This is a genomic window from Corallococcus llansteffanensis (assembly GCF_003612055.1).
In the GTDB taxonomy this organism is placed as follows: Bacteria; Myxococcota; Myxococcia; order Myxococcales; family Myxococcaceae; genus Corallococcus; species Corallococcus llansteffanensis.
On record NZ_RAWB01000061.1, the window covers coordinates 1 to 26,061 of the forward strand.

At 71.3% G+C, this 26,061-nt stretch carries 23 protein-coding genes; 10 read left to right on the forward strand and 13 right to left on the reverse strand.

Going from position 1 to position 26,061, the window contains the following annotated elements; translation table 11 throughout:
• Together D7V93_RS08440 and D7V93_RS08445 are read right to left on the reverse strand one after the other, a co-directional pair.
• On the reverse strand, positions 1-332 hold a 332-nt coding region (locus tag D7V93_RS08440; protein WP_279636872.1), incomplete at its 3' end, for a thiaminase II/PqqC family protein.
• Positions 329-1,066, reverse strand: a complete 738-nt coding sequence (locus D7V93_RS08445; protein WP_158623680.1) for a hypothetical protein — start codon at positions 1,064-1,066, stop codon at positions 329-331. The genes D7V93_RS08445 and D7V93_RS08440, both read right to left, overlap by 4 nt.
• Before the next feature lie 418 nt (positions 1,067-1,484).
• Between D7V93_RS08445 and D7V93_RS08450 the strand changes: the two genes are divergently transcribed.
• Complete coding sequence (locus D7V93_RS08450) at positions 1,485-2,294, forward strand: hypothetical protein (protein WP_120642894.1); 810 nt, start codon at positions 1,485-1,487, stop codon at positions 2,292-2,294.
• Between the two features lie 79 nt (positions 2,295-2,373).
• Here the strand turns inward: D7V93_RS08450 and D7V93_RS08455 are convergent, their stop codons facing one another.
• Positions 2,374-3,537, reverse strand: coding sequence for an acyl-CoA dehydrogenase family protein (locus D7V93_RS08455; protein WP_120642895.1), 1,164 nt, complete (start codon positions 3,535-3,537; stop codon positions 2,374-2,376).
• Positions 3,538-3,603: 66 nt separating this feature from the next.
• Complete coding sequence (locus D7V93_RS08460; RefSeq protein WP_120642896.1) at positions 3,604-5,007, reverse strand: glycoside hydrolase family protein; 1,404 nt, start codon at positions 5,005-5,007, stop codon at positions 3,604-3,606.
• A 175-nt stretch (positions 5,008-5,182) separates the two neighbouring features.
• Between D7V93_RS08460 and D7V93_RS08465 the strand changes: the two genes are divergently transcribed.
• Together D7V93_RS08465 and D7V93_RS08470 are read left to right on the forward strand one after the other, a co-directional pair.
• Positions 5,183-5,743 carry a GNAT family N-acetyltransferase gene (locus D7V93_RS08465; RefSeq protein WP_120642897.1) on the forward strand — a complete coding sequence of 187 codons (561 nt, stop codon included), beginning with the start codon at positions 5,183-5,185 and terminating at the stop codon, positions 5,741-5,743.
• Positions 5,744-5,836: 93 nt separating this feature from the next.
• Positions 5,837-7,078 carry an LbetaH domain-containing protein gene (locus D7V93_RS08470; protein ID WP_147451088.1) on the forward strand — a complete coding sequence of 414 codons (1,242 nt, stop codon included), beginning with the start codon at positions 5,837-5,839 and terminating at the stop codon, positions 7,076-7,078.
• Positions 7,079-7,168: 90 nt separating this feature from the next.
• Here the strand turns inward: D7V93_RS08470 and D7V93_RS08475 are convergent, their stop codons facing one another.
• Both D7V93_RS08475 and D7V93_RS08480 read right to left on the reverse strand, forming a co-directional pair.
• The gene (locus tag D7V93_RS08475; RefSeq protein WP_120642899.1) at positions 7,169-8,746 is read right to left on the reverse strand and encodes a hypothetical protein; all 1,578 of its coding nucleotides are present in this window, start codon (positions 8,744-8,746) and stop codon (positions 7,169-7,171) included.
• A 78-nt stretch (positions 8,747-8,824) separates the two neighbouring features.
• Positions 8,825-9,331 carry an Lrp/AsnC family transcriptional regulator gene (locus D7V93_RS08480; RefSeq protein WP_120642900.1) on the reverse strand — a complete coding sequence of 169 codons (507 nt, stop codon included), beginning with the start codon at positions 9,329-9,331 and terminating at the stop codon, positions 8,825-8,827.
• Positions 9,332-9,458: 127 nt separating this feature from the next.
• On the opposite strand from D7V93_RS08480, the gene D7V93_RS08485 reads away from it, so the two are divergent.
• The 3 genes from D7V93_RS08485 (at position 9,459) to D7V93_RS08495 (ending at position 11,339) form a co-directional block, all read left to right on the forward strand.
• Positions 9,459-9,818 carry a VOC family protein gene (locus tag D7V93_RS08485; RefSeq protein ID WP_120642901.1) on the forward strand — a complete coding sequence of 120 codons (360 nt, stop codon included), beginning with the start codon at positions 9,459-9,461 and terminating at the stop codon, positions 9,816-9,818.
• A gap of 94 nt (positions 9,819-9,912) precedes the next feature.
• Complete coding sequence (locus tag D7V93_RS08490) at positions 9,913-10,584, forward strand: SDR family oxidoreductase (RefSeq protein WP_120642902.1); 672 nt, start codon at positions 9,913-9,915, stop codon at positions 10,582-10,584.
• On the forward strand, positions 10,584-11,339 hold the full coding sequence (locus tag D7V93_RS08495) for an SDR family NAD(P)-dependent oxidoreductase (protein WP_120642903.1): 756 nt from the start codon (positions 10,584-10,586) through the stop codon (positions 11,337-11,339). Before D7V93_RS08490 ends, D7V93_RS08495 begins: the two co-directional genes overlap by 1 nt.
• Before the next feature lie 63 nt (positions 11,340-11,402).
• On the opposite strand, the gene D7V93_RS08500 is transcribed toward D7V93_RS08495, so the two are convergent.
• Together D7V93_RS08500 and D7V93_RS08505 are read right to left on the reverse strand one after the other, a co-directional pair.
• Complete coding sequence (locus D7V93_RS08500) at positions 11,403-11,873, reverse strand: hypothetical protein (protein ID WP_120642904.1); 471 nt, start codon at positions 11,871-11,873, stop codon at positions 11,403-11,405.
• 194 nt (positions 11,874-12,067) lie between these two features.
• Positions 12,068-13,246 (reverse strand): right-handed parallel beta-helix repeat-containing protein, encoded by a 1,179-nt coding sequence (locus tag D7V93_RS08505; protein WP_120642905.1) that lies wholly within the window; start codon positions 13,244-13,246, stop codon positions 12,068-12,070.
• 190 nt (positions 13,247-13,436) lie between these two features.
• Here D7V93_RS08505 and D7V93_RS08510 point away from each other — a divergent pair, with 190 nt between their 5' ends.
• Positions 13,437-14,600 (forward strand): sensor histidine kinase, encoded by a 1,164-nt coding sequence (locus D7V93_RS08510; protein ID WP_120642906.1) that lies wholly within the window; start codon positions 13,437-13,439, stop codon positions 14,598-14,600.
• Positions 14,561-15,244: a response regulator gene (locus D7V93_RS08515; protein ID WP_244237179.1), complete on the forward strand. Its 684-nt coding sequence runs from the start codon at positions 14,561-14,563 to the stop codon at positions 15,242-15,244. The genes D7V93_RS08510 and D7V93_RS08515 overlap by 40 nt, the downstream gene beginning before the upstream one ends.
• Before the next feature lie 19 nt (positions 15,245-15,263).
• Here D7V93_RS08515 and D7V93_RS08520 read toward each other — a convergent pair whose 3' ends face one another.
• Together D7V93_RS08520 and D7V93_RS08525 are read right to left on the reverse strand one after the other, a co-directional pair.
• Positions 15,264-15,956, reverse strand: a complete 693-nt coding sequence (locus D7V93_RS08520) for a LytR/AlgR family response regulator transcription factor (RefSeq protein ID WP_120642915.1) — start codon at positions 15,954-15,956, stop codon at positions 15,264-15,266.
• The gene (locus D7V93_RS08525; RefSeq protein ID WP_158623681.1) at positions 15,953-17,632 is read right to left on the reverse strand and encodes a sensor histidine kinase; all 1,680 of its coding nucleotides are present in this window, start codon (positions 17,630-17,632) and stop codon (positions 15,953-15,955) included. Before D7V93_RS08525 ends, D7V93_RS08520 begins: the two co-directional genes overlap by 4 nt.
• Before the next feature lie 137 nt (positions 17,633-17,769).
• Between D7V93_RS08525 and D7V93_RS08530 the strand changes: the two genes are divergently transcribed.
• Entirely contained in the window at positions 17,770-19,203 is a 1,434-nt protein-coding gene (locus D7V93_RS08530) for an alpha/beta fold hydrolase (RefSeq protein WP_120642908.1), read from the forward strand.
• A gap of 14 nt (positions 19,204-19,217) precedes the next feature.
• On the opposite strand, the gene D7V93_RS08535 is transcribed toward D7V93_RS08530, so the two are convergent.
• From D7V93_RS08535 to D7V93_RS08545, 3 genes are all read right to left on the reverse strand, one after another.
• Entirely contained in the window at positions 19,218-20,624 is a 1,407-nt protein-coding gene (locus D7V93_RS08535; RefSeq protein ID WP_120642909.1) for an ATP-binding protein, read from the reverse strand.
• 99 nt (positions 20,625-20,723) lie between these two features.
• Positions 20,724-21,179 (reverse strand): response regulator, encoded by a 456-nt coding sequence (locus D7V93_RS08540; RefSeq protein ID WP_120642910.1) that lies wholly within the window; start codon positions 21,177-21,179, stop codon positions 20,724-20,726.
• Complete coding sequence (locus D7V93_RS08545) at positions 21,176-23,494, reverse strand: PAS domain S-box protein (RefSeq protein WP_158623682.1); 2,319 nt, start codon at positions 23,492-23,494, stop codon at positions 21,176-21,178. Before D7V93_RS08545 ends, D7V93_RS08540 begins: the two co-directional genes overlap by 4 nt.
• A gap of 461 nt (positions 23,495-23,955) precedes the next feature.
• Between D7V93_RS08545 and D7V93_RS08555 the strand changes: the two genes are divergently transcribed.
• Positions 23,956-25,932: a CBM96 family carbohydrate-binding protein gene (locus D7V93_RS08555; RefSeq protein ID WP_120642913.1), complete on the forward strand. Its 1,977-nt coding sequence runs from the start codon at positions 23,956-23,958 to the stop codon at positions 25,930-25,932.
• Positions 25,933-26,061: the final 129 nt, after the last annotated feature.

Below are 26,061 nucleotides of genomic sequence, written 5' to 3' on the forward strand. Positions count from 1 at the left end.
GGGATGGGGAAGCCCTGGGGGGCGCCCATGCTGACGACGTCATGCAGCGCCATCTGCTCATGGCCGATCTCCTCCTCGGCGTGCTTGAGACAGAACTTCTGGTAGTGCCGGTCATCCTCTCCGGCGCGCACGGCCACCAGCGCCTGGTTGCGCGCGTTGTGCCGGGTGTAGTGGTAGGTCTCGATCATGTAGAGCGCGTAGAGCGCCTTGCTGATCTCCCCCTGCTGGATGATGCGCACGAAGCGGGACTGGCCCAGGACCTCCTGCCAGACCTCGGTGAGGCGGGCCTTGAGCTTCGCGAGGCCGGGATTCTCTGGGGAAGGCGTCGTCATGTCTGCTCCATCGGGTGGTGGCGGGAAGGGGTCTCCGCCAGGGAGTTCTTCCGCGGGCGGTTGAGTCGCTCCGACATGCGGGTGGTGGCGGCGATGAGCTCCGGCCACGTCCCCGCCATCAGCGAATAGGGTTGGGGGCCCCGCATCGGGACGACGTGGGCCGTCTCCGAGGTGGCGGTGAGCCCGTAGCGTTCGAACACCGTCCGGGCCGCCCGGCGGCAGAGCCCGACGATGCCCACGAAGCCCGCCTTCATGGCCCAGTCGCTCGCGGCGACCAGCAGCCGGGGCGGCACGAGCGCGCTGCGCTCCTCGGGGCTCACCACCAGCCGGCTGAGCTCCACGGAGGCGGGGAAGCGGCCCTCCCAGTGGGAGAGGGATTCCGCCAGCGCGGGGAACTCGAACGGCGCCGGCGTCATTCGCAGGGCGCCCACCATCCGTCCGTTCCGGCTGACGGCGAAGTGCGCGCTGCGGGCGTCCAGTTGGAGCTGGGACTCCAGCCGGAGCTGCTCGGGCCCCAGCAGGTAGCCCAGCCGCTCCCGGTACTGGGTTTCGCGGAACTCCTGGATGCGCGCCACCGCCTCGGGCGCCGTCGCCCAGAAGAGGGGCGCGCTCACCTCCAGCGGGAAGGGGCCATCCACCAGGTTGGACACCCAGGTCTTCAAGGCACCCAGTGCGTCCGGAGACGAACCCGTGCTGGCCGTCAGGCCCGTTTCCAGAACCACCGCGGAAGGCATTTCATCCCCCTCTTCGAGCAAAGGTGTCACGACCTGGTATGTCTTGGATGATGTGTTTCATGAGTGTGACGATCAATGACGTGACAGCTCTCGTTCCCATGACTCCGACGAGCCGCTGTGGTGCGTCTGGGAATGAGAGGGATTCCCAAGACCTGGCGGGTCTTCCTGGAGGGCGTGCCGTGTTGGACGCGAACCACGATAACGGCCGGTCTGACATTCCCGGATGGCGCCTGTGACACGGGAGGTTACGGCGCGCGCGGATCTGTGACGGGTCGCGCTACTTCACGCCCGCTCGTCCCCTTGCTCGCGGGAGGGGGGGCGGTGCGCAGGGTTCATGGCCCGGTGGGTGCATCGGCGCGTGCCGGGTCTTCAGCCGACCCGACATGCAGTCATCCCCCAACGAGAAGAAGGTTCATCCATGAGTATCAAGCTGACGGGCCGCCTGATGGTGGCCGCGCTCCTGAGCCTGACGGCCGCCGGTTGCCAGGGCGAAGAGGCGCAAACGCCCGCGGGTGACTCGCTTTCAACGCAGGAAGCGAAGGTCGAGCAGCAGTGTGTCCAGGGCTTCAATGGCATCAAGAACTGCGCGACGGGCAGCGCGGCGCTGACGCGCACCGGGAAGGGCATCGCGGTCTCCAGCCTGAAGGACGTGAAGGCGGACGGCTTCTCCAGCGAGTTCCCCCGCGCGACGAGCTGGAACCTGCTGGCGGACATCGGCGGGCTCGGTGAGACGAAGCAGGGCTTCACCCTGGCGGCGCGGGATGGCGACCAGGTGGTCAGCGCGCTGCGCGTCGGGATGGGCGAAGGGGACCGCGTGGTCCTCGCGCCGACGTTCACGGGCGCGTCGGGCCCTTCGGCCTACCGGGTGAACCTGTACCAGAACGGCCGGCTCATGCTGTCGCAGCAGCACCCGTGGGACTACGGCGTCAACTCCGACTGGTACAACATCCACATCCGCCTGACCCGCATCGACATCGGCTTCAAGAACCACGCCTCCCTGGGCATGCTGGACCCCATCAGCACGGGGGCCTGCGTCTGGCTCTTCCGCGGTGCGCCGGGCGCGTTCTCGCTGGACCTGAATGGCAAGCCCGTCAGCGGCGACCAGCTGGAGATCGTGGAGGAGGTGGAGGAAGGGCACTACCCCTACACCGGCTTCTCCGCCATCGACGTGAAGGCCGCCGCGAGCGACTTCACCATCCTGGGTGAGTCCACCGTCCAGGGGAAGTAGTCAGCCCCTTCGCAGGGGTTGAACGCGGCTCCACGCCGGGCGGGAAGGTGTCTCCGTCCGGCGTGTCGCAGGGGGGGCGCTACAGCGTGGGGGCCGGCACGTCGAGCCCCAGCAACAGACCGCCGGTGAGCTCCAGGGTGGGGGGAGCTACGTAGGCGTGCTGGGTGGCGACGTGGACGTCGCGGAAGCAGCGCTGGAGGGGGCTCGAGCGGAAGACAGCGCTGCCGCCCGCGGCCTCGTACAGGCCATCCACGGCGCGCGCGGCGCCGCGGGTGGCGTGGGTCATCGCCAGGCGCAGGTCGGCGCGGGAGTGAAGGGAGACGGGGCCCCGCGTGGACTCGGCGTAGAGGGCGTTGAGGGCCTCCAGGACGAAGGCGCGGGCGGAGCGCACGGTGGCCTCGGCGACGGCGACGGCTTCCTGGGCCGCGGGGCGCGCGGCCAGCTGGCGGCGCTCCAGCACCAGCGTCTTCTGGTGGGCCAGCGCGATGAACTCGTCGATGGCGCGGCGGGCGATGCCCAGCGCCACGGCCGGGATTCCCATCCCCAGCAGGCCGAAGGGGAAGCCATACAGGGGCGCGTTGACGCGTCGCGGGCCCAGGAGCGAGAAGGCATACGTCTCCGGCACGAAGAGGTCCTTCACCTCCATGTCCAGGCTGCCCGTGCCGCACAGGCCGGACGCGAACCAGGTGTCGTGCAGCACCACGCTCTGGGCCGGGAAGAAACACAGGCGCGTCTCGGGGATGCCCTCGGCCACCATGCGGGGCTTGCCCCCTTCCGTCACCACCGCGCCTCCCGCCAGCCATTGGCAGTGCTGCGCGCCGCTCACCCAGGACCAGCGGCCGGTGACGCGGTAGCCGCCCTCGACACGCTCGGCGCGGCCGAAGGGGGCCGCCATGCCGCCGGTGATGGCGTCCGGCGCGCCGTACACGGCCTGGGCCGCGGGCTCGGGCAGCCAGGCGGACGTCAGCGCGGTGGAGGCGCCAATCATCACGCACCAGCCCGTGGCGCCGTCCGCCTTCGCCAGCGCTTCGATGATCTGGAAGGACAGGGCCGGGTGCAGCTCCAGACCGCCCAGCGACTCCGGAATCATCATCCGGAAGAAGCCTTCCCGGGCCAGCTCCACGGCCAGGTCCGGTGGCAGCCTGCGGGCGCCCTCGATTTCGTCGGAGCGCGCGGACAGGCGGGGGAACAGCGCCTGGGCGGTGGCGAGCAGCGGGTGCACGGAGGGCGTCAGGTTCGTCATGCGGGGAGCCTAGCCGGACTTCGCCGTCCCGCAGGCCCCCCGTGTTCCACCCGACGAACGGTGGGACTACTTCACGCAGTGAAGCGCCGGGCCCACGGTGTAGCCGTCCCACTGGCTCACGCTGATGCCCGTGATGGACGAGTTGTTGTGCTGGATGGCCTCCAGGCAGCTCACCGGCCACAGCCGCCCGTCATCCAGGTGGAAGGCGGCGGGGCGCCCGGGCGCGCCGTAGACGGTCGCCCCCGATTGCATGGACGCCCCATACGGGATGCGGTGGAACACGTCCGACGAGACGGCGATGGCGTTGCGCGACAGATCGCCCGCGGGCGCGGCCAGCGCGAACTGGAGCCGCACCCCGCCGCGCGCCAGCGTCAGCGGCAGGCCGGGGCTTTGAATCAGATAACCCTCGTACACGCGTCCCTGCGGCACCTGATCGCAGGTGCGCCCGGTCAGCAGGTCCACACCGTTGTGCGCCAGGTTCCAGGTGTCGGGCCCGCCGGGGCCCACCGAGCGGACGATGTCCACCGGCACCGTGCCGCACGTGGAGGAGGGGATGGCGTGCTTGTCCGGGCGGGAGACGATGGCCGGGCCCTCGGTCCACGTGCCGCTGATGTCGAATTGATCCACCTGCTGGCTCAGCGCGCTGTTGAAGAGGACGACGCGCGTGGCGCTGGCGGTGGGGCCATCCACGGCCACGGCGAAGGTGTCATTCGTGTCCACGTACTGCCAGTCCACGGAGAACGCGGCGAGCAGCGAGTGGCGCGTGTGGTTCGCCGCCGTCCGGGGCGCGAAGCCGGTGGCGGTGAGCTCCTCCACGCCCGTCTGGAAGGTGGGGTCCGACGAGCGCAGCACGAACTGGCCGCCGCCATTGCCATCCACCGCGTAGCCCGTGGAGTCGGTGAAGATGAGGTGGAACTTCCCGTTGACGTGCGTGACGCTCGGCTGACCCGCGCCGTACTTGTTGGGCACGGTGCGGTAGTCCCGCGCGGGGACGATGATGGGATTGCCGCCGTTGAGGCGCGTCCAGTTGAGGCCGTCCGGGCTGGACGCCACGCCAATCATCGTGGTGCCGGTGCCGTCGCCGTAGCCGCCGTAATACATGTAATAGGTGGCGTCGACGCGGATGACGGACGGGTCGCAGACGTGGATGCCGTCGAACTGCGCGGCATTGCCCGTGGGGCGGAACGCGGTGTTGTAGCTGTTGGCCACCGTGGAGCCCCGCGCGTGCCAGGGGCCGCTCAGCGAGTTCGCTTCCGCGTAGAGGATGTAGTCGCCCGCGATGCCGCCGCACCACCACATGCGGTAGACGCCGTCCTTCATCACGCTCGGCACGTAGTCATACGACGTGCGCGAGTACACCGGCGTGCTGCCACCCCGGTAGTTGGTGACGGTCGCCGCCCGGGCCACCGGCGTCAGCAGGCCGCTCGTCACGACAGCCGCGGCGAGCAGCAGGGATGCATGTCTGGACACAGGACTTCCTTTCCTCGGGGCGAGGCGGAGCGCCATCGCGGAAAGGAGTTCTATCAGGTATTCCTGTTATTTCGCTGGCGCTTCGATAACGACACCTGGTCCGAGGGGCGGGGATAGGGTGGCGGCCAGGCCCGTGCTGTCTCACCGCGGGCCGAGCACTCGTGGAGGCTGAACCATGGCGGTACCGGAGTTCGACAGGGTTGAGACCCCGAGACTCGTGTTGAGGCGGCTGCGCGCGGAGGACCTGGATGCGCTGGTGGCCTACCGCAACGACCCCGAGGTGGCGCGCTACCAGAGCTGGAGTGACTACGACGCGCAGCGTGGCCGCCAGCTCATCGAGATGATGTCCGGCCGTCAGCCCGGAGAGCCCGGGTGGTTCCAGTTCGCCATCGCGCTCAAGGACACGGACGCGCTGGTGGGGGACTGCGCGCTGCGGGTGGATGAATCCGACCCGCGCCTGGGCGAGATTGGCTTCACGCTGTCCCGGCGCCACCAGGGCCAGGGCCTGGGCACCGAGGCCGTGCGGGCGCTGCTGGGCTACGTGTTCGGCACCCTGCGCCTGCACCGGGTCATCGGCGTGACGGACGCGAAGAACGGCGCCGCCGCGGCCGTGCTGGAGCGGCTGGGCCTGCGGCGCGAGGGCCACTTCCTGGAGAACGTCTTCTTCAAGGGCGCCTGGGGCGATGAGTTCCAGTACGCGCTGCTCGGCCGCGAGTGGGTGAAGTCGGGGGCCTGAGCGGCCTGACCTCCGGGCGCTTCCGGCGCCGGTACTGTCCGGGTGGGCCGCCCGCCCAGCGTCGGAAGCCAATTCACGCTAGAACCCTCTCCCGTGGGGCACATGGGAGGCACCGTGGAGAACAAGGGGCTGGCGGTACCTGAACACGCGATGGCCAGGACCGAGGTGCGCCGGGCGGTGGCGCAGCGTGTCCTGGGATCCGTGGGAAGTGGGCTCTTGCTTGGGGGCGCGGGCATCGGCGTCCTGGGCGCCTTCCTCACACCCTGGCTCTTCATCCCCGCGGGCACGCTCGCCATCGGCTCCGGCGTCCTCTTCATCGTGCGCAGTGCCATGGGCGCGGCGAGCGCCGCACGGGCGGAGGTGGACAGCGCCGCGCGGATCGGCCTGGGGTCGGAGATCGCGGCTTCGGCGCGCGTCGAGCCCGGCGCGGTCATCGAGATGGGCGCCACGGTGCAGGAAGAAGCGGTCATCGAAAGCGGTGCCGTCATCCGCATGGGCGCCACCGTGCAGCGCGGCGCGACGGTGCAGCGTGGGGCCGTGGTCGGCTGGGGCGCCACGATCCAGGATGGCGCGACCGTGGAGCGCGCCGCCAGCGTCGGCGCCGGGGCCACCGTCGGCCGCAATGCGCGACTGTCCGCGGGCGGCCACCTTGGAGCCGGTGGGCACATCGCCTCGACCCAGGGGCCCAGCGCGCCCGAGAAGCGCGTCCCGGACGTGGTCGCGGTGTTCCAGGAGGATGCGCGGCTCCGCGAACTCGATGAGGTCTGTGACCGGCTGGAGGCTGCCTTCCGCAAGGCGTCGCCGGCGGTGCGAGGTTTCCTCAGCGGAGGCGAGGAGTCCGTGAAGGCGCTGCGCCGCTCGTGCCACGACCTGCGGGAGCGTGAGCAGGGGCTGCGCCGCGAGGTCAGCCCGGAGCTGCTGGGCCGGCTCGACGCGGAGCGCGCGACGCTCTCCGCGCGCATCGCCGCCTCGGAGGATCCGCAGGTGCGCGCCTCGCTGCAGAGCGCCGTGGACGCCATCGACGCGCAGCGGGCGCAGCGCGAGCGGCTGGCTCGCAACGCGGACCGCCTGGATGCCGAACTCACCCGCCTGCGCTGGAGCATCGAGGGCGTGGTCACCCAGCTCGTCCAGGTCCACGGTCAGAGCGGAGCGACGGCCGCCCCCGCGGACACCGAGCTGGGCCTGGGCCGCGTGCGTGAAGAGCTGGCCGCCATCTCCGAGGCGCTCGAGTCCGTCAACGAAGCGGAGCGCACGGGACTGCGGCCGACGCAGGACCCCTTCTCCACCCCGGAGGCCCAGGCGCAGGGTGCCCTGCCTTCCCGCGTCCGCAGCTGATCCACCGGGGATGGGCCCTGTAAGGGCCAGCCGCCGCCCAGGTCGAGAAGTGGGCCTTCGCGCGGCCCACCGACCGTGTCTGGCGCGGCGTCAGTCCTTTCCTGGCGCCACCGCCCCGTCCACCTTCGGTGCCGGTGCAGGCGTCGGCGCTCCAGGTGCCTCCACCGCGGGCGTCGGCTCATGCCCGCGCAGCGCGATGGCGGGCAGCGACGCGGACAGCGCGCCCACCTCCAGCACGCCATGGAACCCCTCAGCGTGCAGCTTCGGCAACATCCGGAGCGTGGGCGGCCCGTCCGGCGGGGACGCGATGAGCGGCCCCGGGGTCAGCCCCATGACGTTGCACTCCAGCTCACCGTCCGGCGCCAGGTCGCAGCCCCACCGCCGGCCCTGCGCATAGCCCAGCTCCAGGACCACCAGGCCCGGGTCCTTCTGCGCCAGGTTCTTGGACATGGGGATGAAGTCCTCGCTCCAGGCCGCCTCCGCCACGAGCCGCGTGTGCGCATTGCCCGCGAGCACGAGGAAGACATCCTTGGGACGCGCGGCGCGTGCGCCCAGCACCGTTTCCGCCATCCGGGCATCGCGCGCGCTGCCGTGGTTCAGGTCCGTGTCGATGGCCACCACGGCGACGGAGTGCCCGGCGGCGCGCAGGGCCCGGCCCCGGTCGATGAGGTCCATCACGGCCCGGCTTCCCCGACCGTCCTGCTGGAGCTTGCGCCAGAAGTCTCCCCGCAGGAGGGCATCCTGATCCGGAGGCCCCCCCGCGCTCGCGACGTACCGGTCGATGCGCTCCTGCTCCTTGTGTGAAATGGAGAGCCCCAGGGTGACGCCCAGCCCGGCGCCAGCGGCCTCGCACAGCATGTCTCCCACGGTGGCCGGCGCCTCGCGGGTGCCCAGCTGCTCGCCGATGAGCACCGTGAGCCCGGGGCGCAGCAGGGGCTGGAAGCCGGCCACCTTCCGCGCGCAGGGCTCCTGGACCTCCTGCCGGTGGCGCTTGAGGTAGAAGGACGGGTCGCGGAAGAAGGCGTCATCGCGCGTGAGGCGGAGCGTCCCGGTGAGCGTCTCCAGCGAGGGCCGCGACTCCAGCCGCAGCGTCAGGTCCCGCTCCAGCTCCAGGTCCCGGTTGCCCTTCACGGCACCGTCCAGCTCCACCCAGGGGGCCGTGTCCCGCTCCCGCGTGGCGAGGTCCACGGGCGCTCCCCTCCGGCGGAAGCTCTGCTCGATCTGCGCCATCTCCATGTGCTTCCACATCAGCTCGCCCGACTTGCCGTCGTACCGGATCTCCGCGTCGTTGGAGAAGGCGATCCGCTTCATCCGGAAGATGCGCACGATGGACTGTCGCTCGGCCAGCGGCTCGCCGACGACAAGGTAGCGCGTGTGCTCGCCGTCGCTCCTCCACCCCCACGCCAACCTCCCGGTCTGCTCCGCCTTCCACTCGGTCAGGAGGTAGTTCGGATCCTCCATCGCGTTCAGCACCCAGCCGTGCTCCACCAGGAGCTTCGTGGCCTCCGCCAGCGCCCGATCGACGGGCATCATGAACACGTGCTCGAAGCGCGGGGCCACCAGCTCGGGCTCCGCGGGCCGGGCGGCTGCCGCGGTCTCTTCGGCGGGACGGGCGTTCCTCGCACAGCCCGCAGTGAGCAGGACCAGACAGACCAGGGCTCGACGCATCACCGCATCCTCGCTTCCACGACGTGCCCTGGGAACGTCCAGGCGCCCGGAGGATATCGGTAACACGCCGTCGTGTACTCACCGCCGCCAGGTGGGTGCCGGTGGGGCAGGGGGCAGCGCGACGGCCACGCCGGTCTTGACGCGCTCCAGGGTCACGCTGGTGGTGAAGCTGCGGACGTTCGCGTCGCTGAGCAGGGCGCGCTGGGTGAAGGCGTCGTACTCCTCCATGCTCCCGACGAGGACGATGAGGATGAAGTCCGTCTGCCCGGTGACGTAGTAGCACTGCTGCACTTCGGGCAGCCCCTGCATCCGCTGCTTGAAGCGCTCCAGGTCGGCGGCGCGCTCCTGGTCGAGGTCCACCGCGACGACACAGGTGATGGGCAGGCCCACGGCCTTCGGTTCGAGCTCGGCGACCTCCCGCCGGATGACGCCCACCTCGCGCAGGCGCTTGAGCCGGCGCTGGACGGCCGCGGTGGAGAGGCCCACCTCCTCCCCGATGGTGCGCGCCGGCAGCAGCGTGTCGCGCTGGTAGCGCTCCAGGATGCGAAGGTCGAGCTCGTCGAGGGTGGCGTCGTCCTTGTGCATGGCGTCCGGTCCGGTTGCGGCATCTCCGCGCGAAGGGGGGCGACAACGCGGCTTGACGCCTTCCCGTGCAACCTATCCTAACGGCCATGAATCCAGCCGCGGGAGCGGCTGCACAGGAGCGTCACCGATGATCGACCATCTGGAGCTTGCCACCCCCGACCTCGCCGCCTCGACGGCGTTCTACTGCGGCGCGCTCGCGCCGTTGGGATACACGCTGCATGTCGAGGGCAAGGCGAACGGGTTCGGCGCCGAGCCGACCCGGCTCGACTTCTGGCTGCGCCCGGGCGAGGCCTCCTCCCCGCGCCCGCACTTCGCCTTCTTCTGCGCCACGCGCCCCCTGGTCGACGCTTCGTACCGCGCCGCGCTGCAGGCGGGTGGCACGGACAACGGCGCCCCGAAGCTGCGGGTGGACATCAGCCCGACGTACTACGCCGCCTTCGTTCGCGACCCCGACGGCCACAACGTCGAGTTCGTCTGCCAGACCTGAGCCGGGGCGCGCACGCGGAATGGCCCGGAGTCTGGGCCACTTCCCACCTAGACTCTCCGGGAAGGTCCCTGGAGGGGACGGAAAGGCACTGCCCTTGAGTGCGCGGAATGCGGTGGTCGTGGGTGGAACGGGCGATATCGGCAAGGCCGTCATCGAGAGGCTCCGGGCGGAGGGCATGCGCGTCGTGTGCGCCGCGAATGACGTGGAGCCGGGAGTGCCGGATGCGGTGCGGGTCGACATCACGGACGAGGGCTCCGTGGCGGCGCTGTTCGAGCACGGGGAGCGGGAGCTGGGTCCCCTCTCGCTCCTGGTCAACTGCGCGGGAGTCGGTGTCTTCACGTCCATCGCGGACACCTCGGTCCACGACTGGCGCAGGACGCTCGAGGTGAACCTGACCGGGGCCTTCCTCTGCTCTCGGGAAGCGTTCAAGCGCATGAAGGCGCACGGGGGCGGGAGGATCCTCCACATCGGCTCCGTGAGCGATCACCTGACCCTGCCCCTGAACGGGGCGTATGCCGCGTCCAAGCATGGGCTCCGAGGCCTCGTGGGCGTCTTGAACGAGGAAGGAAAGGACAGCGCCATCCGGGCCACGCTCCTCTCCCTGGGGGCCGTCTACACGTCCTTCTGGCGGTCTCGCGAAGGGTTCAGCCCCGCTGACATGCTGTCCGTGGAGGACGTGGCCCAAAGCATCTGGGAGATTGCCCAGAAGCCCTTGCGAGTCCGGGTCGACGAGCTTCGGCTCCTGCCGCCCAAAGGAGTGCTGTGATGCCGACGCCATCAGACGCGAAGCTCGCGGTCATCACCGGAGCCAGCCGGGGAATCGGCGCGGCGATTTCGGAGGTCCTCGCGGAGAATGGCTTCCGGGTGGCCCTGTTGGCCCGCGATGCCCAGGCCCTGTCCAGGCTCGAGGCGCGGCTGTCCGCCGCGGGCGCCCAGGCGCGGTCGTTTGTCTGCGACGTCGCGGACGAAGCCCGGATGGGCGAGACGCTCGCCAGCATCGAGACGAGCCTGGGAACCCCGGGCGTCATCGTGAACAACGCGGGAGTCGGTGGCCCCTTCCATCGCGCGGACGAGGTCTCCCGGGAGGAGTGGGACGCCTTGTTCGGAGTGAACATGAATGGCGTCCACCACCTCTGTCGATGGGCGCTGCCCCGCATGAAGGCGGGTGGGTACGGGAGGATCGTGAACATCTCCTCCATCCAGGGGCTGTTTGGCGGGGTGCGCTCGTCCACGTATGCGGCCACCAAGCACGCGCTCGTCGGGTACACGAAGAGCCTCGCCGCCGAGTGGGGCGCCCACGGCATTACCTGCAACGCCGTCTGCCCCGGCTACATCGACACGGAGATGCTGTTGAACGCGGACGCCGGGTCGAGGACCGAGCTGCTGCGGAAGATTCCCGTCGGCAGGTTCGGAACCCCCGAGGAGGTGGCCAGGCTGGTGGCCTTTCTCGTCGGACCGCATGGTGGCTACGTCAATGGCAGCGCACTGGTGATGGACGGCGGATTGTCGTCCCAGGTCTGAACGGACCGGCCATGCCTTCAGCGGGGAAGTCGGCGGATGGCTTCGCGGAGCTCGACGTTGCCCTCAGTCGTGACGGGCGCTCGCGCCGCTCGTGGCGGGAGCGGACTTCAGCCGCCGCGCGTGGGTGCGGGCAATGAAGGCCCCCATGTGCACACCCGCCTGCTCGAATCGGATCGCGGCGCGCTCGAGCGCCTCGTCCAACGACGCGACCACCTCATGTTGGTCCGTGGAAGGCCGGACGAAGCTGGTGACGGCCCTCGCGAGCCTCGCGGTGGCTGAGTTGATCACCACGAAGAATCCCTTGCAGTAATCGCGAGCCAGGTCGGCAGTCTGGGTTTGATGATCCGCCAGCATCATCCGCTGTGTATGGGTCAACGGACGGGACCGGGAGAAATCAATCACCAGGACATAGGGCTCGCGCTTCTTGATGAGCTTGGAGAGGCTCTGGAGAATGCCTTCCATCTCCTTGTCCGTCGTGGTGTCGCTGCGCTGGACGACGACCAGCGGCCAGAGTGATTCATCGAGGGTGTACATAGAAGAGATGTCTCAACCGGCAAGCGCAGGGCCAGCGCCATGTATCCGTGGACGCGGTATCGCGTCAGCGGCTTCCGGTGAAACATACCGCACCCGGGCGCCACCGTGTATCACGCCCTGAAACAAGCAGGCGGCCGTGGCGAGGCGATATCGGGGAGGAAGCAAGGCAGCGCACGGCGGCACCGTGGGCGTCGTCAGAAGGGCGTGCAGACGACGCCCTCGCAGCCGCCCGCGCCATTGCCTCGCGCGACGTTGCCGCCCCCGTCGATGGCGGCAGGCGCGTGGATGCCCCAGCCCGTGTTGTCCAGCGCGAGGTTGTCGGAGACCGTGGGCTGGCTGGGCGGCAGGACCCGGAGGCCGTCACCGGTGCTTCTCAGGAAGCGGTTGTCGCGGACCGGGCCCGTGAGCGCCACGGGTTCGAACTCCGGCAGGTCGGCCAGCGTCACTCCGCCCGCGTTGTTCCAGAAGGTGTTGCCCTGGAGGTCCACCGTCCTGCCCCCGGCCCTGAGGCCGCTGCCGTTGTTGTAGACCCAGGAGTCGCGCATCACGAAGTGGAACGGCTCCCAGGCTGGCGCGTCCGGCGGCGCGAGCGAGGTGTTGTTCGTGAGGACGCTGTTCTCGAACGCCAGCTCCGCGCAGAAGTCGAAGCCGCCACCAGGGTCGAACGGCAGCGCGCCCACGGACGTGTTCCGCGTGAGCGTGCTCGAACGGAAGTGGACCTGGCCGTTGAAGCAGTAGACGACGTTCGTGTTCGACGTGAACGTCGAATTGACCACGTCGACGCCATGGGCATCCACGAACATCACCAGCCCGTTGCCGGTGAACTGCGACGAGTGCACCGTGAACTCACCCGTGGCCGCGTCGAACTCACTGCTGAACCCCGTGCTGTTGCCGCTCAGGCGGGAGTCCGTGAGGAGGAAGCGCGCGAAGCCGCCCCGGTGGTAGATGGCGGTCTGGTTGTCGACGAGCGCCAGCCGGTGCAGCCGCACCCGGTCCGCGCCGGAGTCCACCACGTACCCCCAGCGGAACCCCCGGACGGTGCCGTTCCGCACCGTGCTGTTGGCCTCCACCACGATGCCCTGCGAGTCCTCCGTCGCCGGGCCGGTGCGGCGCACGGTGTGTCCGCCCAGGTCCAGGACGACGCCCGCGCCGACGATGCGGAGCGCGGGGGCCGCCGTGCCCGGACACGCCAGGTCCCGCGTGAGCATCGTGCTCCGGGTGATGACGGCCCCACATGGGAGGGCGAGCGAAACGGAGGGCTCGCGTTCGACCGTGGCGCCAGGCTCCACCGCGCCGCGGGCCTGCGCGGAGGGCATCCCCGTGAGCAGGGCCGCCAGGGCCAGGGTGACGACGCGACCAGCAGTCCGCTGCATGATGCCTCCCGAGGGAGGCGACCGGCCTCCAGACAGGGGAGGATGGACACCCGCCCTCCGGGGCCTACCCCCCCGCGAGTGGCAGGCCACTGCCTGGAGCCGGACAGGCCAGGAGCGCGCCCACGGCTCCGGCCGCATGTGACTTCCGGCACATGGCCGGCCCGCCACGGGTCCTCTATGGTCTTGCGCCATGCACAAGCGGTCCGGCGTGGCCAAGTCCGCCACCATCCATCGCCTGGTGTTCGTGGCCGGGATGCTGACCTGGGCCGTCGTCGGCCTCCCGCACGTCGAGGCGCTCGTGCGCGACCCCGCGCGGTGGCGGGACCCGGACACGCTGCTGTGGGGGACGGCGTTCCTCACCTTCGGCGCGGCCTACTGGCGCCAGGCGCGTGAGCAGGGAATGGGCGCGGTGCCGCTGCTCGCCGTGCAGACGGTCGCGGCGCTGGGCTGCCTCGCCACGGGTGGCACCGGGCTGGACGGCGCGCTCTTCGCCATCATCGCCGGGCAGGCCCCGGAGACGCTCCCCCAGCGTCGGGCGCTGGCGTGGGTGGCGACCCAGGTGGTGGGCATGCTCGCCGTGTTCACCGTCAACCACCCGCCCCTCCAGGCGCTGGTGCAGACGCTCATCTACACCGGCTTCCAGGGCTTCACGTTCGGTACGGCGCTGGTGATGGTCCGCGAGGCCGAGGCCCGCCGTGAGCTGGCCCGCGTCCATGCGGAGCTCCAGGCCACCCAGGTGCTGCTCGCCACCCGCGAGCGTGAGGGCGAGCGGCTGCGCATCGCGCGCGAGCTGCACGACTCCGTGGGGCACCACCTCACCGCGCTCAGCCTCAACCTGGAGGCCGCCGCGCACACCGCGAAGGACCCCGCCTCCACCGAACACCTGCGCCGCGCCCGCGAGGCCGCCCGCACGCTCCTGTCGGAGGTGCGGCGCTCGGTGACGGAGCTGCGCGAGTCGCCCCTGCCGCTGCTGCCCTCGCTGCGCGCGCTCGCGGAGGGCGTCCCGGGGCTCGCCGTCCACCTGGAGGTCCCCGAGGCGCTCGCGCTGGAGTCCTCCGAGGCGACGCACTCGCTGTTCCGCTGCGTGCAGGAGATCCTCACCAATACGCTGCGCCATGCCGGGGCCCGCAACCTGTGGATCTCCATCGTGCCCACGGAGGACGGGGGCGTCCGCGTGCAGGCGCGGGACGACGGGCGCGGCACGGCGCAGCTGACCCCTGGCACGGGCCTCACCGGCATGCGGGAGCGGTTCACCCGGCTGGGCGGCCGCGTGGAGTGGCGCGCGGCGGCGGGGCAGGGCCTGGAGCTGGAGGCGTGGCTGCCGGCCGCGCCGACGACTGGGGTGGGCGCGTGAACGGCATCCGCCTGGTGCTCGCGGATGATCACGCCCTGGTGCGACAGGGGCTGCGCAGCCTGTTGGACCTCACCCCCGACCTGCGCGTGGTGGGCGAGGCCGCGGACGGAGAGGAGGCGCTGCGCAAGGTCGCGGAGCTGGATCCGGACGTGGTGCTCATGGACGTGCGCATGCCGCGCATGACGGGGCTGGAGGCCCTGCGCGCGCTGCGCCGCACGGATCCGGAGCGGCGCGTGGTGCTGCTCACCACCTTCGACGAGGACACCGCCCTCATCGAGGCGCTCCGCGCGGGAGTGCAGGGCTTCCTTCTCAAGGACGTGTCGCTGGAGGAGCTGGCGGAGGCCATCCGGCGCGTGGCCTCCGGCCAGACGCTGCTGCCTCCCGGCGTCGCGGAGCGCGTGGCGCGCGGCGTGGCCGAGCTGCCCCGCGACTTCCCCCACGCGGACCTGCCCGAGGGCCTCACCCGCCGCGAGGTGGAGGTGCTGCGCCTCATCGCCCGGGGGCTGAGCAACCGGGAGATCGCCGACGCGCTCGGGACCGCGGAGGGGACGGTGAAGAACCAGACCTCCAGCATTCTCTCCAAGCTGGGCGTGAGGGACCGCACCCGCGCCGTGCTCCGCGCCATGGAGCTGGGCTGCCTCTAGGGACGGCCTGGGCGTTGTGTCATCCCCCCAGGCGGGTGCGCAGCGCCTCCACGCGGCTGCGGCCCACGGGCAGGCGGGTGCCGTCCCGCAGCTGCACCTCGGTGCGCGAGCCCTCCAGCGTCCACAGCCGCACCACCTCCGAGAGTCGCACCAGGTGGGAGCGGTGGATGCGCTGGAAGTCCGACGGGAGCAACGCCTGGAGCCGCTCGAGGCTCTTCTCGCTCAGCTCCGTCCCGCCGTCGCGCAGCACCAGGTCGCTGTAGTCACCGGCCGCGCGGACATGTGAGACGTCCGCCACCGGCACGAGCACGATGCCGCGCGGCTTGCGCACCGCCAGCGTGCTCAAGGGGGAAGCGGAGCGGCCCTGGACGCGGGCGAAGGCCTTGCCAAGCCGCTCGGCGGTGTACGGCTTGGGCACGAAGTCGAGCACGCCCAGCTCATACGCGCGCAGCGCCTGGTCCCCATTCGCCGACACCACCACGGTGTGGAACGCGCTGGCGGCGGCCTCCGTCAGCAGCTCGAAGCCGTCATCCCCGGTGAGGTGGAGGTCGAGCAGCAGCAGGTCCACCCCGTGCCCGGACAGCACGCCCCGCGCCTCGGCCAGCGTGGCACAGGCATGCGGGGTGGGCGCGTCCGGGCCCAGCAGCTCACGACACAGCCGCACCAGTCGCTGCGCGGCCAGCGGCTCGTCCTCGACGATGAGCACCCTCACTCCGGCACCTCCACCCGCGTCGTCCACCCGTCCTCATGGGGGCCTGCCTCCAGCCGCCACGCGCCGGGAAACGCCTCTTCCAGCCGGGCGGCCACATAGCGTGTCCCCGTGCCCTCTCCCATCACCGCGCGTCCTTCACCCGCGCCGCGCGGGGCGACCAGCCGGTAGCCGCGCCTGCCGGGGGTGCGCTCGCCCTCGATGCGGAAGGTGGTGGGCTGGACGTAGCGGTTGTGGCTGAAGGCGTTCTCCAGCAGCGTGTGGAACAGCGCCGGTGGCACGGTGGCGTCCAGGTCGAGCGCCCCGTGGACGTCGAGCACGAATGGAGCGCCCTGCCGGAAGCTCATCAGCGCGAGGTATGCGCGGCACAGCTCCAGCTCCCGCGAGAGCGCCACGGTCCTCGCGCCCGACATTCCGACGAGGTGGCGGTACACCTCCCCCAGCGTTTCAATGAAGTGCACCGCCCGCGCAGGCGCCGTCTCCACCGTCTCCGTCAGCGCGGCCAGGGTGTTCATCAGGAAGTGGGGCTGCAGGCTGCGCGAGAGCAGGTCGAGTTGCAGACGCTCCGTGGCGCGCAGGGCCTGCGACAGCCGCTCCTCCTGCAGGCGCACCTGTCGCGCGTGCACCACGGACGCGGACAGCAGCAGCACGCCGAAGGCGATGAAGAAGCCCCGCTCCTGGAAGTTCCACGGGTCCCTCACGAGGAGGACCCCGGCGAAGAGGACGCAGGCGAGCACCCCGCGCGCGCCGGGCTTGCGTCGGCGCACCGCTCCCACAGCGAGCCCGAGGGACACCGCGAGGGACAACGCGAGCGCCACCAGCCCCTTGTCATCGAACCCCGGCATCGCGGCGACAATGAGCAGTCCGCCGCTCAGGAGCGCCAGCAGCCAGCGCCGCCCGGGCGCGTCGAAGGCCACGGCCAGCGCCGCGGGCAGGAGGACGGCCACCAGAACCACCGCCGCGAGCAGCAGCCGCAGCCGGACGACCTGGAGCGGATACGCGTACGCATACACGCCGCGCCAGCCCTCCAGCAGCACCAGCGCCGCGGCCGCGAGGCACGCAAGGCCGAGCAGGAGCGCGGTCGTGCGGCGGGGCTCGGACGCGGCGCGCACCAGGTGATGTAATCCCATCAGCACCAGCGCGCCCAGGGTGCAGAGCGCGGGCAGCAGGGATTGCAGCCGCGCGCGGGCCAGGACCGCCGCGTCGCCCACCCGCACCTCATGGAGGATGCCCGTGGGCTGGAAGCCCAGGTGGTGGCTGCTCAGCCGCAGCGTCAGGACGTGCGCGCCCGGGGTGGCTCCCTCGGGGGACAGCGGCAGCAGCACGTCCACGCGCCCGGGCACCTCGCTCAGAGCGCTCGCGCCCGGCCGTCCGTTTTGCCCGAGCGGCACGCCATCCCACCAGGCCTCCCAGGCGCCGAGTACCCCGAGGGCGAGCGCGGGCAGTGGGGCCCCGGGCTCGCGCAGGGGCACCTGCACGCGGGTGCGCAGCCAGACGGGCCCGGACGAGGGCACCACGCGGTCGAATCGCACCGTCTGCCAGCCCGTGGAATCCGCGGCGAGCGCCCGCTCCAGGGGAAGGTCCTCCGGGTGCAGCTCCACCTGCCCGTCCTCCATCGCGGGGACGGCGGCGGTGAGCAGGACGGCGAGGAGCGAAGGCAGACACGAAGGGAGCGCCACGCCCACCACGCTACTCCGGGCCCCCGGATGGGGCACCGCCGTCGGGCGACGGTGCGAGCCGTTGGGCGACGCGGGCCCTCGCGGGGGCCTTCCGGGACGCATCCTCGCCAGGCCTCCTCCAGCCGAAAGGACCTGCCTTGAGACACCTCTCCGTCCTCGCCCTCCTCCTCGTCGCACCGCTCGCCGCCGCCGAGGGCCCGGCGCCGCGCTTCGAGCCGTACACGTTCCAGGCCTTCGACGGGCGGAAGACCGAAGCGGAGCTCGGCACGTTCAGCGTGCCGGTGCGGCACGGCCGTCCCCAGGGCCCCCGCCTGACGCTGCGCTTCGTCCGCTTCCCCGCCACCGGCAAGGCGCGCGCGGCGGCGCCCATCGTGTACCTGGCGGGAGGGCCGGGCGGCTCCGGCATCGAGGCGGCCCGGGGGCCCCGCTACGACCTGTTCCTCGCGCTGCGGGAGCTGGGGGACGTCATCGCCCTGGACCAACGCGGCACCGGGCAGTCCGAACCGGAGCGCAAGGGCCTGGAGCGCTCCTGGAGTCTCCCGCTGGAGGAGCCCGTGGACGCGGCCCGGTTCGATGCGGCGCTGCGGCAGGCGCTGACCGAGGCGGGGCCGGCGTGGGCCGCGGCCGGCGTGGACGTGGGCGCGTTCAACACGGAGGAGAGCGCGGACGACCTGGAGTCGCTGCGACAGGCGCTGGGCGTGCCGCGCCTCCGGCTGTGGGGCATCAGCTATGGCACGCACCTGGGGCTCGCGTACCTCCGACGCCATACGGCCCGGGTGGAGCGCGCCGTCCTCGCCGGCATCGAGGGGCCTGACGACACGTGGAAGTCCCCCGCGCAGGCGGAGGCGCTGCTCGCGCGCTGGGAGACGCGGCTTGCGGCCCGTGGGCAGCCGGACGTGCGGGCGCGGCTGGGGCGGGTGCTGGAGTCGCTGAAGGCCGCGCCCCGCCGCGTGACCTTCCGGCACCCGCGCACCGGCGCCGAAGCGGTCTGGATGGCCACCGCGTTCGACGTCCAGTGCGTCGCCTTCGAGTCGATGCGGGGCCCGGACCGGTTCCCGCGCTTCGTCGAGCTGCTGGGCGCGTTGGAGGCAGGGCGCTTCGAGTCCATGGCGCCGCTCGTGCCGGAGCTGCGCGCGGGCACGCTCAACATGATGTCGATGGCGATGGACGCGGCGTCCGGGATGAGCCCGGCCCGCCGCGCGCGCATCGCCCGCGAGGCGAAGACGGCGCTGCTGGGCGGGGTGGTCAACGCGGGCGCGCCGGAGGCCTCCTGGGTGCCAGGTGTCGAGGACCTGGGCGAGGCCTTCCGTGCGCCGGTCCGCGCGCGCACCCCCGTCCTGCTCATCAGCGGCACGCTGGACGGGCGCACCCCTGCCGACAATGCAGAAGCGCTGCGCCCGGGGCTGCCGCGCTCGGTCCACCTCGTGCTGGAGGGCGCCGGGCACGACGGTTTGTTCCAGGGTGACCCGCGCATCCTGGAGCGCATCCGCGCCTTCTTCCGGGGCGACCGCCTCCGCGATGAACGGCTCCAGGTGCCGGACATCGAGGAGCTCCGCGCGCCACCGAAGTGACGCGGGGCCGACGCTCAGGCGCTGGTGTCCACGAGGGGGAGCTCGACGGTGAAGGTCGAGCCCTGTCCCGGGGTGCTCCGCAGATGGATGGCTCCCCCGTGCGCTTCAGCGAACTGGCGCACGAGCCACAGGCCGATGCCGAAGCCGCCGTAGTGCCGGTCGGAGACCGCGCGCTCGAAGCGCTGGAACAGCCGGGCCTGATCCGCCGCGTCGATGCCGATGCCGCGGTCCTGCACGGTCAGCCGCGCGAGCGAGTCCTTGCGCACGAGCGTCACCACCACGGGCTTGCCCTCGCCGAACTTGAAGGCGTTGACGAGCAGGTTCGTGAGGATGGCCTCCACCTTCAGGCGATCGAACCGCCCCGTCACCGGCTCGGGCGAGCGCAGCTCCAGCGTCGAAGCCGAGGACGACCGCAGCCCCTCGAGCCGCTCGACCACCTCGTGCGTCACCGCGCTGAGGTCCAGCGGCTCGCGCCGCAGCTCCAACCGCCCGGAGGTGAGGCGGGACACGTCCAGCAGCATCGACACGAGCTCCGCGAGGCGGGAGACCTGCCGGAGCGCGGCCTCCAGCTTGGGGCTGAACTTCACGGCCTGCTGGGGGTCCACCATGGCCTGCTGCGCCGGCCGCCGCAGGCCCTGGAGCTGGAGCTGGAGCGACGTGAGGGGCGTGTTGAGCTCGTGGCCGGCGATGGACAGGAACTCGTCGCGCGCGCGCACCGCGGCCTGGAGCTCGTCGATGAGCCGCTGCTTCTCCGAGACGTCCTGGGTGATCTGCGTGTACCCGCGCAGCCGCCCGGTCGGGTCGAGCAGCGGGGTGAGCGACGTCTGCGCCCAGAAGCGCGAGCCGTCCTTGCGCACCCGCGTCCCCTCCGCCGTGGACTGGCCGCGCTCGCGCGCCTCCTGGAGCGTCGCCTCCGGCACCCCCCGGGCGATGTCCTCCGGCGTGAAGAGGCTCGCGAACGGCAGCCCGATGAACTCCTCGGCCGTGTAGCCCTGGATCTGTTGACAGCCCGGGCTCCAGCTCGCGATGCGGCCATCCGTGTCCACGGAGAAGATGGCGTAGTCCCGCACGCTCTCAAGGATCTGCCGCTGGAGCGCCTGGCTCTCCGCGAGCGCGGTCTCCATCCGCCGCCGCTCGCGCCGGACCTCCGCCTCGCGCAGCTCCCGCTCCACGGCGGCCGGCAGGCGGGTGGTGTTGCCCTTGGCGTAGAAGTCCTGGGCGCCCGCGCGCATCGCCGTCACGGCGACGTCCTCGCCCACGCTGCCGGACACCAGGATGAAGGGGATGTCCTTGCCGCTCTCCTGGAGGACGCGCAGCGCGTCCAGCCCGGTGAAGGCGGGCATCGCGAAATCGGAGATGACCACGTCGAACGTCCGCGTGCGCAGGGCCTCGCGCAGCGTGTCCGCCGCGTCCACCCGCACGGACGAGGGCTCGAAGCCCCCCCCGGCGCAGCTCGCCCAGGGTGAGCTCCGCGTCGTCCTCGCTGTCCTCCACCATGAGGACCCGCAAAGGATGGCTCATCACACCACCTCACCCTGGGCCATGGCGCGGTTGAGCGTGGTCCAGTAGACCCCCAGCTGCCGCGTCACCTCGATGAACTCCTCGAAGCTCACGGGCTTGCGGACGTAGGAGTTGGCGAAGTTCCGGTAGCTCTCACGCAGGTCGCGCTCCTCCAACGAGGAGGTCAGCACCACCACGGGGACCTCGCGGGTCCGCGCGTCGGCGCGCATGCGCTGCAGCACTTCCTGCCCGCTCACCTTCGGGAGGTTCAGGTCCAGCAGGACCACGCGTGGCTGCTCGCGCACGTCGCGGCCCGCGTGGGACCCCGTGCCGAAGAGGTAGTCGAGCGCCTCCACGCCGTCGCGCGCGACGACGACCTGGGCGCTCAGGCCCGCGCGCTCGAAGGCGATGAGGGACAGGTCCACATCATCCGCGTTGTCCTCCACGAGGAGGATGGTGCCGTACCTGGGGTTCATGGGCTCTCTCCAAGGGTGAAGTAGAAGGTCGCGCCCTGATCCACCGCAGCCTCGGTCCAGAGGCGTCCACCGTGGCGTCTCACGATGCGCTGAACGGTCGCAAGTCCAATCCCGGTGCCGGGATATTCCGCGGCGTCGTGGAGCCGCTGGAAGGGGGCGAAGAGCTTGTCGCGATAGGCCATGTCGAAGCCCGCGCCGTCGTCGCGCACGAAGAACGCGCCGTCGAGCCTCCCCACCTGGATGTGGCCCGTCTTGCGCCGCCCGGTGAACTTCCAGGCATTGCCGAGCAGGTTCTCGAAGGCGACCCGCAGGAGGCGGCTGTCGGCGCGCGCGCGCAGGCCGGGCTCGAGGCTCACCTCCACGCCGCGCGTGGGCTCGCGCGCCCGCAGCTCGTCCACCACGGAGGCGGCCACGGCGCTCACGTCCACGTCCCCCCGCTCCAGCGGCGTGCGCGACAGCCGCGACAGCTTGAGCAGGTCGTCGATGAGCTGCCCCATGCGGCCGGCCGCCGCGCGCACGCGGCCCAGGTAGCCCCGCCCGCGCTCGGAGAGGGCCCCGGCCACGTCCTCCTCGACGAGCCTCAGGAAGCCGTCGATGCCCCGCAGGGGCGCGCGCAGGTCGTGGGACACGGAGTAGCTGAAGGCCTCCAACTGGGCGTTCGCCTCCTGCAGCTCCGCGGTGCGCGTGGCCACCTGCTCCTCCAGGCCTCCGGCGTGCAATTCGAGCTCTCGGCGCATGCGTCCCTGCTCCAGGGCGATGGCCACCTGGGCCGCCACCTCCTGGGCCATCTGGGCGGCCAGCTCGTCGAAGGTCCCCTCGCGCGTGCTTCCGAGTCGGAGGGCTGCCTGGCGCCCGCCGCCCAGCGTGAGCGGCAGCTCCAGCCCGTGGGGGAACTCCCTGGGGGGCGCGTCCCCGGCGGAGCGGGGATGCTCGGGGCGCACGGCCTCCGGGTCCTCGGCGCTCACGGTCCAGCGGGAGATCTCCTCGCCCGGCCCGGTGATGAGCAGGCTCGCCTCCTCGCACCCGATGAGCCGCCGCAGGAAGCAGAGCGCGGTGCGCGCGACGTCTTCCATGGAGACCGCCTGGAGGATGGCCCGGTCGATGGCGTGCAGCGCTTCCAGGCGCTCCGCGTACCTTCGCAGCTGCGCCTCGGCCTGCTTTCGCGCGGTGATGTCCGTGTTGGTGCCCATCCACTCGTGGACGCTCCCATCCGCGTTGACGACGGGCGCCGCGCGCGCGAGCACCGGTGTGTAGGTTCCGTCGGGCCTCCGCAAGCGGTACTCCACCTCGTAGAGGCCGCGGCGGGCCAGCGCCTCCTTCCAGACGCTCGCGGCCTGCTCCCGGTCGTCCGGATGCACCGCCTGAAGCCACCCATGGCCCGTCATCTGCTCATGGGTCTGTCCGGTGAAGGCCCGCCACGTCGCGCTGTCCTCCTTGGTGAAGCCCTCCGCGTTCGTCGTCCAGACCACCTGCGCGATGGCGAGCACGAGCGAGCGGAAGCGCGCCTCGCTCTCCTGCAGGGCCTGCTGAGCGCGCCGCTGCTCTGTCACGTCGCGGAAGAAGACGGAGAGCCCGTCCCGGACCGGGAAGGCCCGCACCTCGAAGAAGGCCTGGAACGGCGGGTAGAATTCGACGAACTCGACGGGCTGCTGCGTCTCGACGGCCCGCCGGTAGGCGTCCTCGAAGGGCGAGCCCACGAGCTTCGGAAACACATCCCACAAGCGCCGTCCCACGAGCGACTCGCGCGCGAACCCCATCACGCGCTCGCCCTCGCGGTTGACGTAGAGGAAGCGCCAGTCCGCATCGAGCGTGAACGAGGCATCCGACATCCGTTCGAGCACGTCGATGACCCGCGTATCGGCCACCCTCCGCGCCTCGTCCGCGGCCCACCGGGCGGCGCTCGTGAGCTCGACCTCCGAGCGGGCGTGCTCCGCTTCGAGCCGCGCCTGCTCGTTGCGACGGTAGGAGTCGCGGAGCGCCGCGCCAATCCCTGACAGCAGGACCGCCACCAGGAGGAAGATGAGCGCCCGGCCGAAGTCCTCCTCGAGGGGAGGCCGGGTCCCGGCCACCGGGGAGTAGGGCAGGAGCACGAAGCCGGCGATGTTCAGCACGGTCGTCATCAGCCCCGCGCCAACGCCCCCGTACAGGGCGCTGAGGACCACGCCGGCGAGCGGCACGACGAAGAAGTGACCGCCCACCCACGGTTCGACCAGCGCCGAGAGGCCGGTGCTGACGAGGGAGGCGAGGAGCGCCACGGCGAACCGGGCGCTCCCGGAGCGCGGCGTGGAGAGGAGCTGTGCTACCGCGTCCCTCACGCCCTCCACCCTTGTCGTGCCCGTTCGAACATACCGCTTGAGTCGTGCTCAGCCGCATGCTCGCGCGCAACCCTTTGATTCACGCATTGTCACGAGGGGGCCTTCCGCTGCGTATCAGGCCCCCTGAGCGCATGTTGGACGCCTGCCCCGTGACCGGCCGACCCGGCGTCCCGGGCTTCGACGTCGGACCGGCGCTCAGCGACGCCCCGGTGGGTGCCGCAGCTGGCGGTGCTCGAACAGGCCGACGCCTTCGTCACCCACGCGGGCATGGGCGGCACGCAGTGGACAGCGGACGGCCCTGAAGGGTGGCCCGGCATCCCAGGCAGGGAATTCCGCCACCGTGCGGTATCCAGCACCCCTCCAATTCTTTACGCACTCCGGGTGTCCCAGGCGTGGATGTCATTGGCACCGTGGGTGCAATTGGCCTGCCTGGGCCAGGGGCCCAGAAGGAGCACGGGGTCATGAAGGGTTGGAAGCGGGGACTGGGGCTGTTGTCTGCCCTGGGGTTGATGGTGGGTTGTGGCGGTGGAGCGGAGCCGGAGGGAACGCCGTCGCTGCGCTCAGCGAAGGCCGCGGCGGTGACGGAGGCGTGCAAGCCGAGGACTGCCTATTCAGAGCAACGCATCGAAGTGACGTACGACACCTACGTGACGCAGGACGCGCCGACGACGAGCCATGGCACGTCGACGCTGCTGGTCACGGACGGGTCTCCCCGGCAGGAGACCTACCTGGACTTCCGCTTCGGGACGCGCCCGGGCTGGATCCAGGCGCGGCTGGAGCTCTTCGCCACGGATGGCTCCACCAACGGCCCCCTGCTCTATCGCACCCTCTCCGGCTGGAATGACTCGCTCACGTGGAACACCCGTCCGGGGCCCGTCGCCGCCCCGGTGGGCAACGTGGGGGCGGTCGCCTCGGGAACCCGGATCGCCTACGACCTGACGAACATCGTCACGGACGACGGCATCCACTCCTTCGTGCTGATCCCTGAAGGCGGCGACGGCCTGGACTTCGTCTCCCGGGAGGACCCCCGCCAGGACCTGCGGCCGACGCTCGTGCTGACCTACGCGGAGACCGTCTGCACCTACCAGGGCACGGGCGGCGAACTCGTCGAGGGGTTGTTGAAGGGAGGCGCGGGCGATGAGACGCCGCAGGCCATGGCCTCGGACAGCAGCGGCGCCCAGGTCGTCGCGGGCGTCTACACGGGGGCGGGCAGCCTCGGAGGCAGCACCTTCCCCACGCCGGGCGGGCTGATGCTCGGCCGGTTCGGCGCGGATGGCTCGCACCAGTGGTCTCGCGCGTTCCCGCAGGCCAACGCGAACCTGACCGTCACCAGCGTGACGCTGACCCCGCTGGGCAACGTCCTGGTGGTGGGCGGCTACGCGGGCACCCCGGACTTCGGCACCGGCCCGCTGCCCGACCACCCCTACGGCACGTTCATCGCGAAGTTCAGTCCCTCCGGGAACATCACCTGGGCGAAGGGCTTCACCGCCCGCGTCGTCAAAGGCGGGGATGTGGAGCTGCTGCCCATCCGCGCCAACGCGGTGGCCACGGATGCCAATGGCAGCCTCATCGTCACGGGCTACTTCTTCGGCTACGCCAACCTGGGTGGCGGGGACCTGTACGCGGGCATCGGCAGCACTGCTTACGGGGACGCGGATGCGGGCATGTTCATCGCGAAGTACTCATGGGAGGGCCACCACCTGTGGTCCCGGGCCTACCCAGGCGGCATGGGCGGGACGCTTGGCACGGCGCTGGCCACGGACAGCGCTGGCAACATCCTGCTCGGGGCGCAGGTGAGCCGGACCGCGACGGACTTCATCCTGGGCGCCACGGGGCGGGAGACGCCCGTCGTGGCGAAGTTCACCCCGGAGGGGACGCTCCTGTGGAGCCGCGCGCTCAATGGCGCGATGGGCTCTGTGGCGGGCGTGGCGGCGGTGCCCGGGGACGCGGTGGCCTTCTCCGGCTACTTCAAGAAGACCTTCACCTTCGCGGGGCAGACGGTGGCGAGCAGCCAGGCGGAGGAGTGGGATGGCGGCAACACGGACGTGATGCTGGGCGTGCTGGAGGCTTCGGGCGCGGACCGCTGGGCCCGCCGGTACGGGGACGACGGGAACGATGGCGTGACGACGATGAAGGTGGACGCCCAGGGCAACTTCCGGCTCGCGGGCGGCCACGGGCTGCCCGTGGACCTGGGAGGCGGACTCATCGGCCCCGTGTATGAGCGGGAGAGCCAGACGTTCGTGGCCAGCTACGGAGCCGACGGCGCCCACCGCTGGTCCCGGAACGTGGGCCCGAACCTCTCCCAGCCGCTGCTCGGCATCACCCCGGACGGCAGCACGTTCCTCGGGGGCACGCTGGATGGGGTCACGGGCGTGGGGCAGACGCAGTACGGCCCCTCCAACGGCACGGACCTGCTGCTACTGAAGCTGACGCCCTGAGCGGTCGCGTGAGGCTGGGGGGCTCTCCCGGGTGGGGGCCCCTCCGGCACGACACTGCTAGTGTCCGTGCCCCATGGAAAACAACTCCGCTCGTGGAGCCGGTGGTCTGAAGATGGTTGTCATTCTGGG

Bases quoted from the DNA above. Each gene is read 5' to 3' on its own strand.
- D7V93_RS08455 (WP_120642895.1), bottom strand. From the start codon at position 3,537: ATGACGAACCTGACGCCCTCCGTGCACCCGCTGCTCGCCACCGCCCAG.
- D7V93_RS08555 (WP_120642913.1), top strand. From the start codon at position 23,956: ATGAAGGGTTGGAAGCGGGGACTGGGGCTGTTGTCTGCCCTGGGGTTG.
- D7V93_RS08505 (WP_120642905.1), bottom strand. From the start codon at position 13,246: ATGCAGCGGACTGCTGGTCGCGTCGTCACCCTGGCCCTGGCGGCCCTG.
- D7V93_RS08495 (WP_120642903.1), top strand. From the start codon at position 10,584: ATGCCGACGCCATCAGACGCGAAGCTCGCGGTCATCACCGGAGCCAGC.
- D7V93_RS08480 (WP_120642900.1), bottom strand. From the start codon at position 9,331: ATGCACAAGGACGACGCCACCCTCGACGAGCTCGACCTTCGCATCCTG.
- D7V93_RS08445 (WP_158623680.1), bottom strand. From the start codon at position 1,066: ATGCCTTCCGCGGTGGTTCTGGAAACGGGCCTGACGGCCAGCACGGGT.
- D7V93_RS08500 (WP_120642904.1), bottom strand. From the start codon at position 11,873: ATGTACACCCTCGATGAATCACTCTGGCCGCTGGTCGTCGTCCAGCGC.
- D7V93_RS08450 (WP_120642894.1), top strand. From the start codon at position 1,485: ATGAGTATCAAGCTGACGGGCCGCCTGATGGTGGCCGCGCTCCTGAGC.
- D7V93_RS08485 (WP_120642901.1), top strand. From the start codon at position 9,459: ATGATCGACCATCTGGAGCTTGCCACCCCCGACCTCGCCGCCTCGACG.
- D7V93_RS08475 (WP_120642899.1), bottom strand. From the start codon at position 8,746: ATGCGTCGAGCCCTGGTCTGTCTGGTCCTGCTCACTGCGGGCTGTGCG.
- D7V93_RS08540 (WP_120642910.1), bottom strand. From the start codon at position 21,179: ATGAACCCCAGGTACGGCACCATCCTCCTCGTGGAGGACAACGCGGAT.
- D7V93_RS08465 (WP_120642897.1), top strand. From the start codon at position 5,183: ATGGCGGTACCGGAGTTCGACAGGGTTGAGACCCCGAGACTCGTGTTG.
- D7V93_RS08510 (WP_120642906.1), top strand. From the start codon at position 13,437: ATGCACAAGCGGTCCGGCGTGGCCAAGTCCGCCACCATCCATCGCCTG.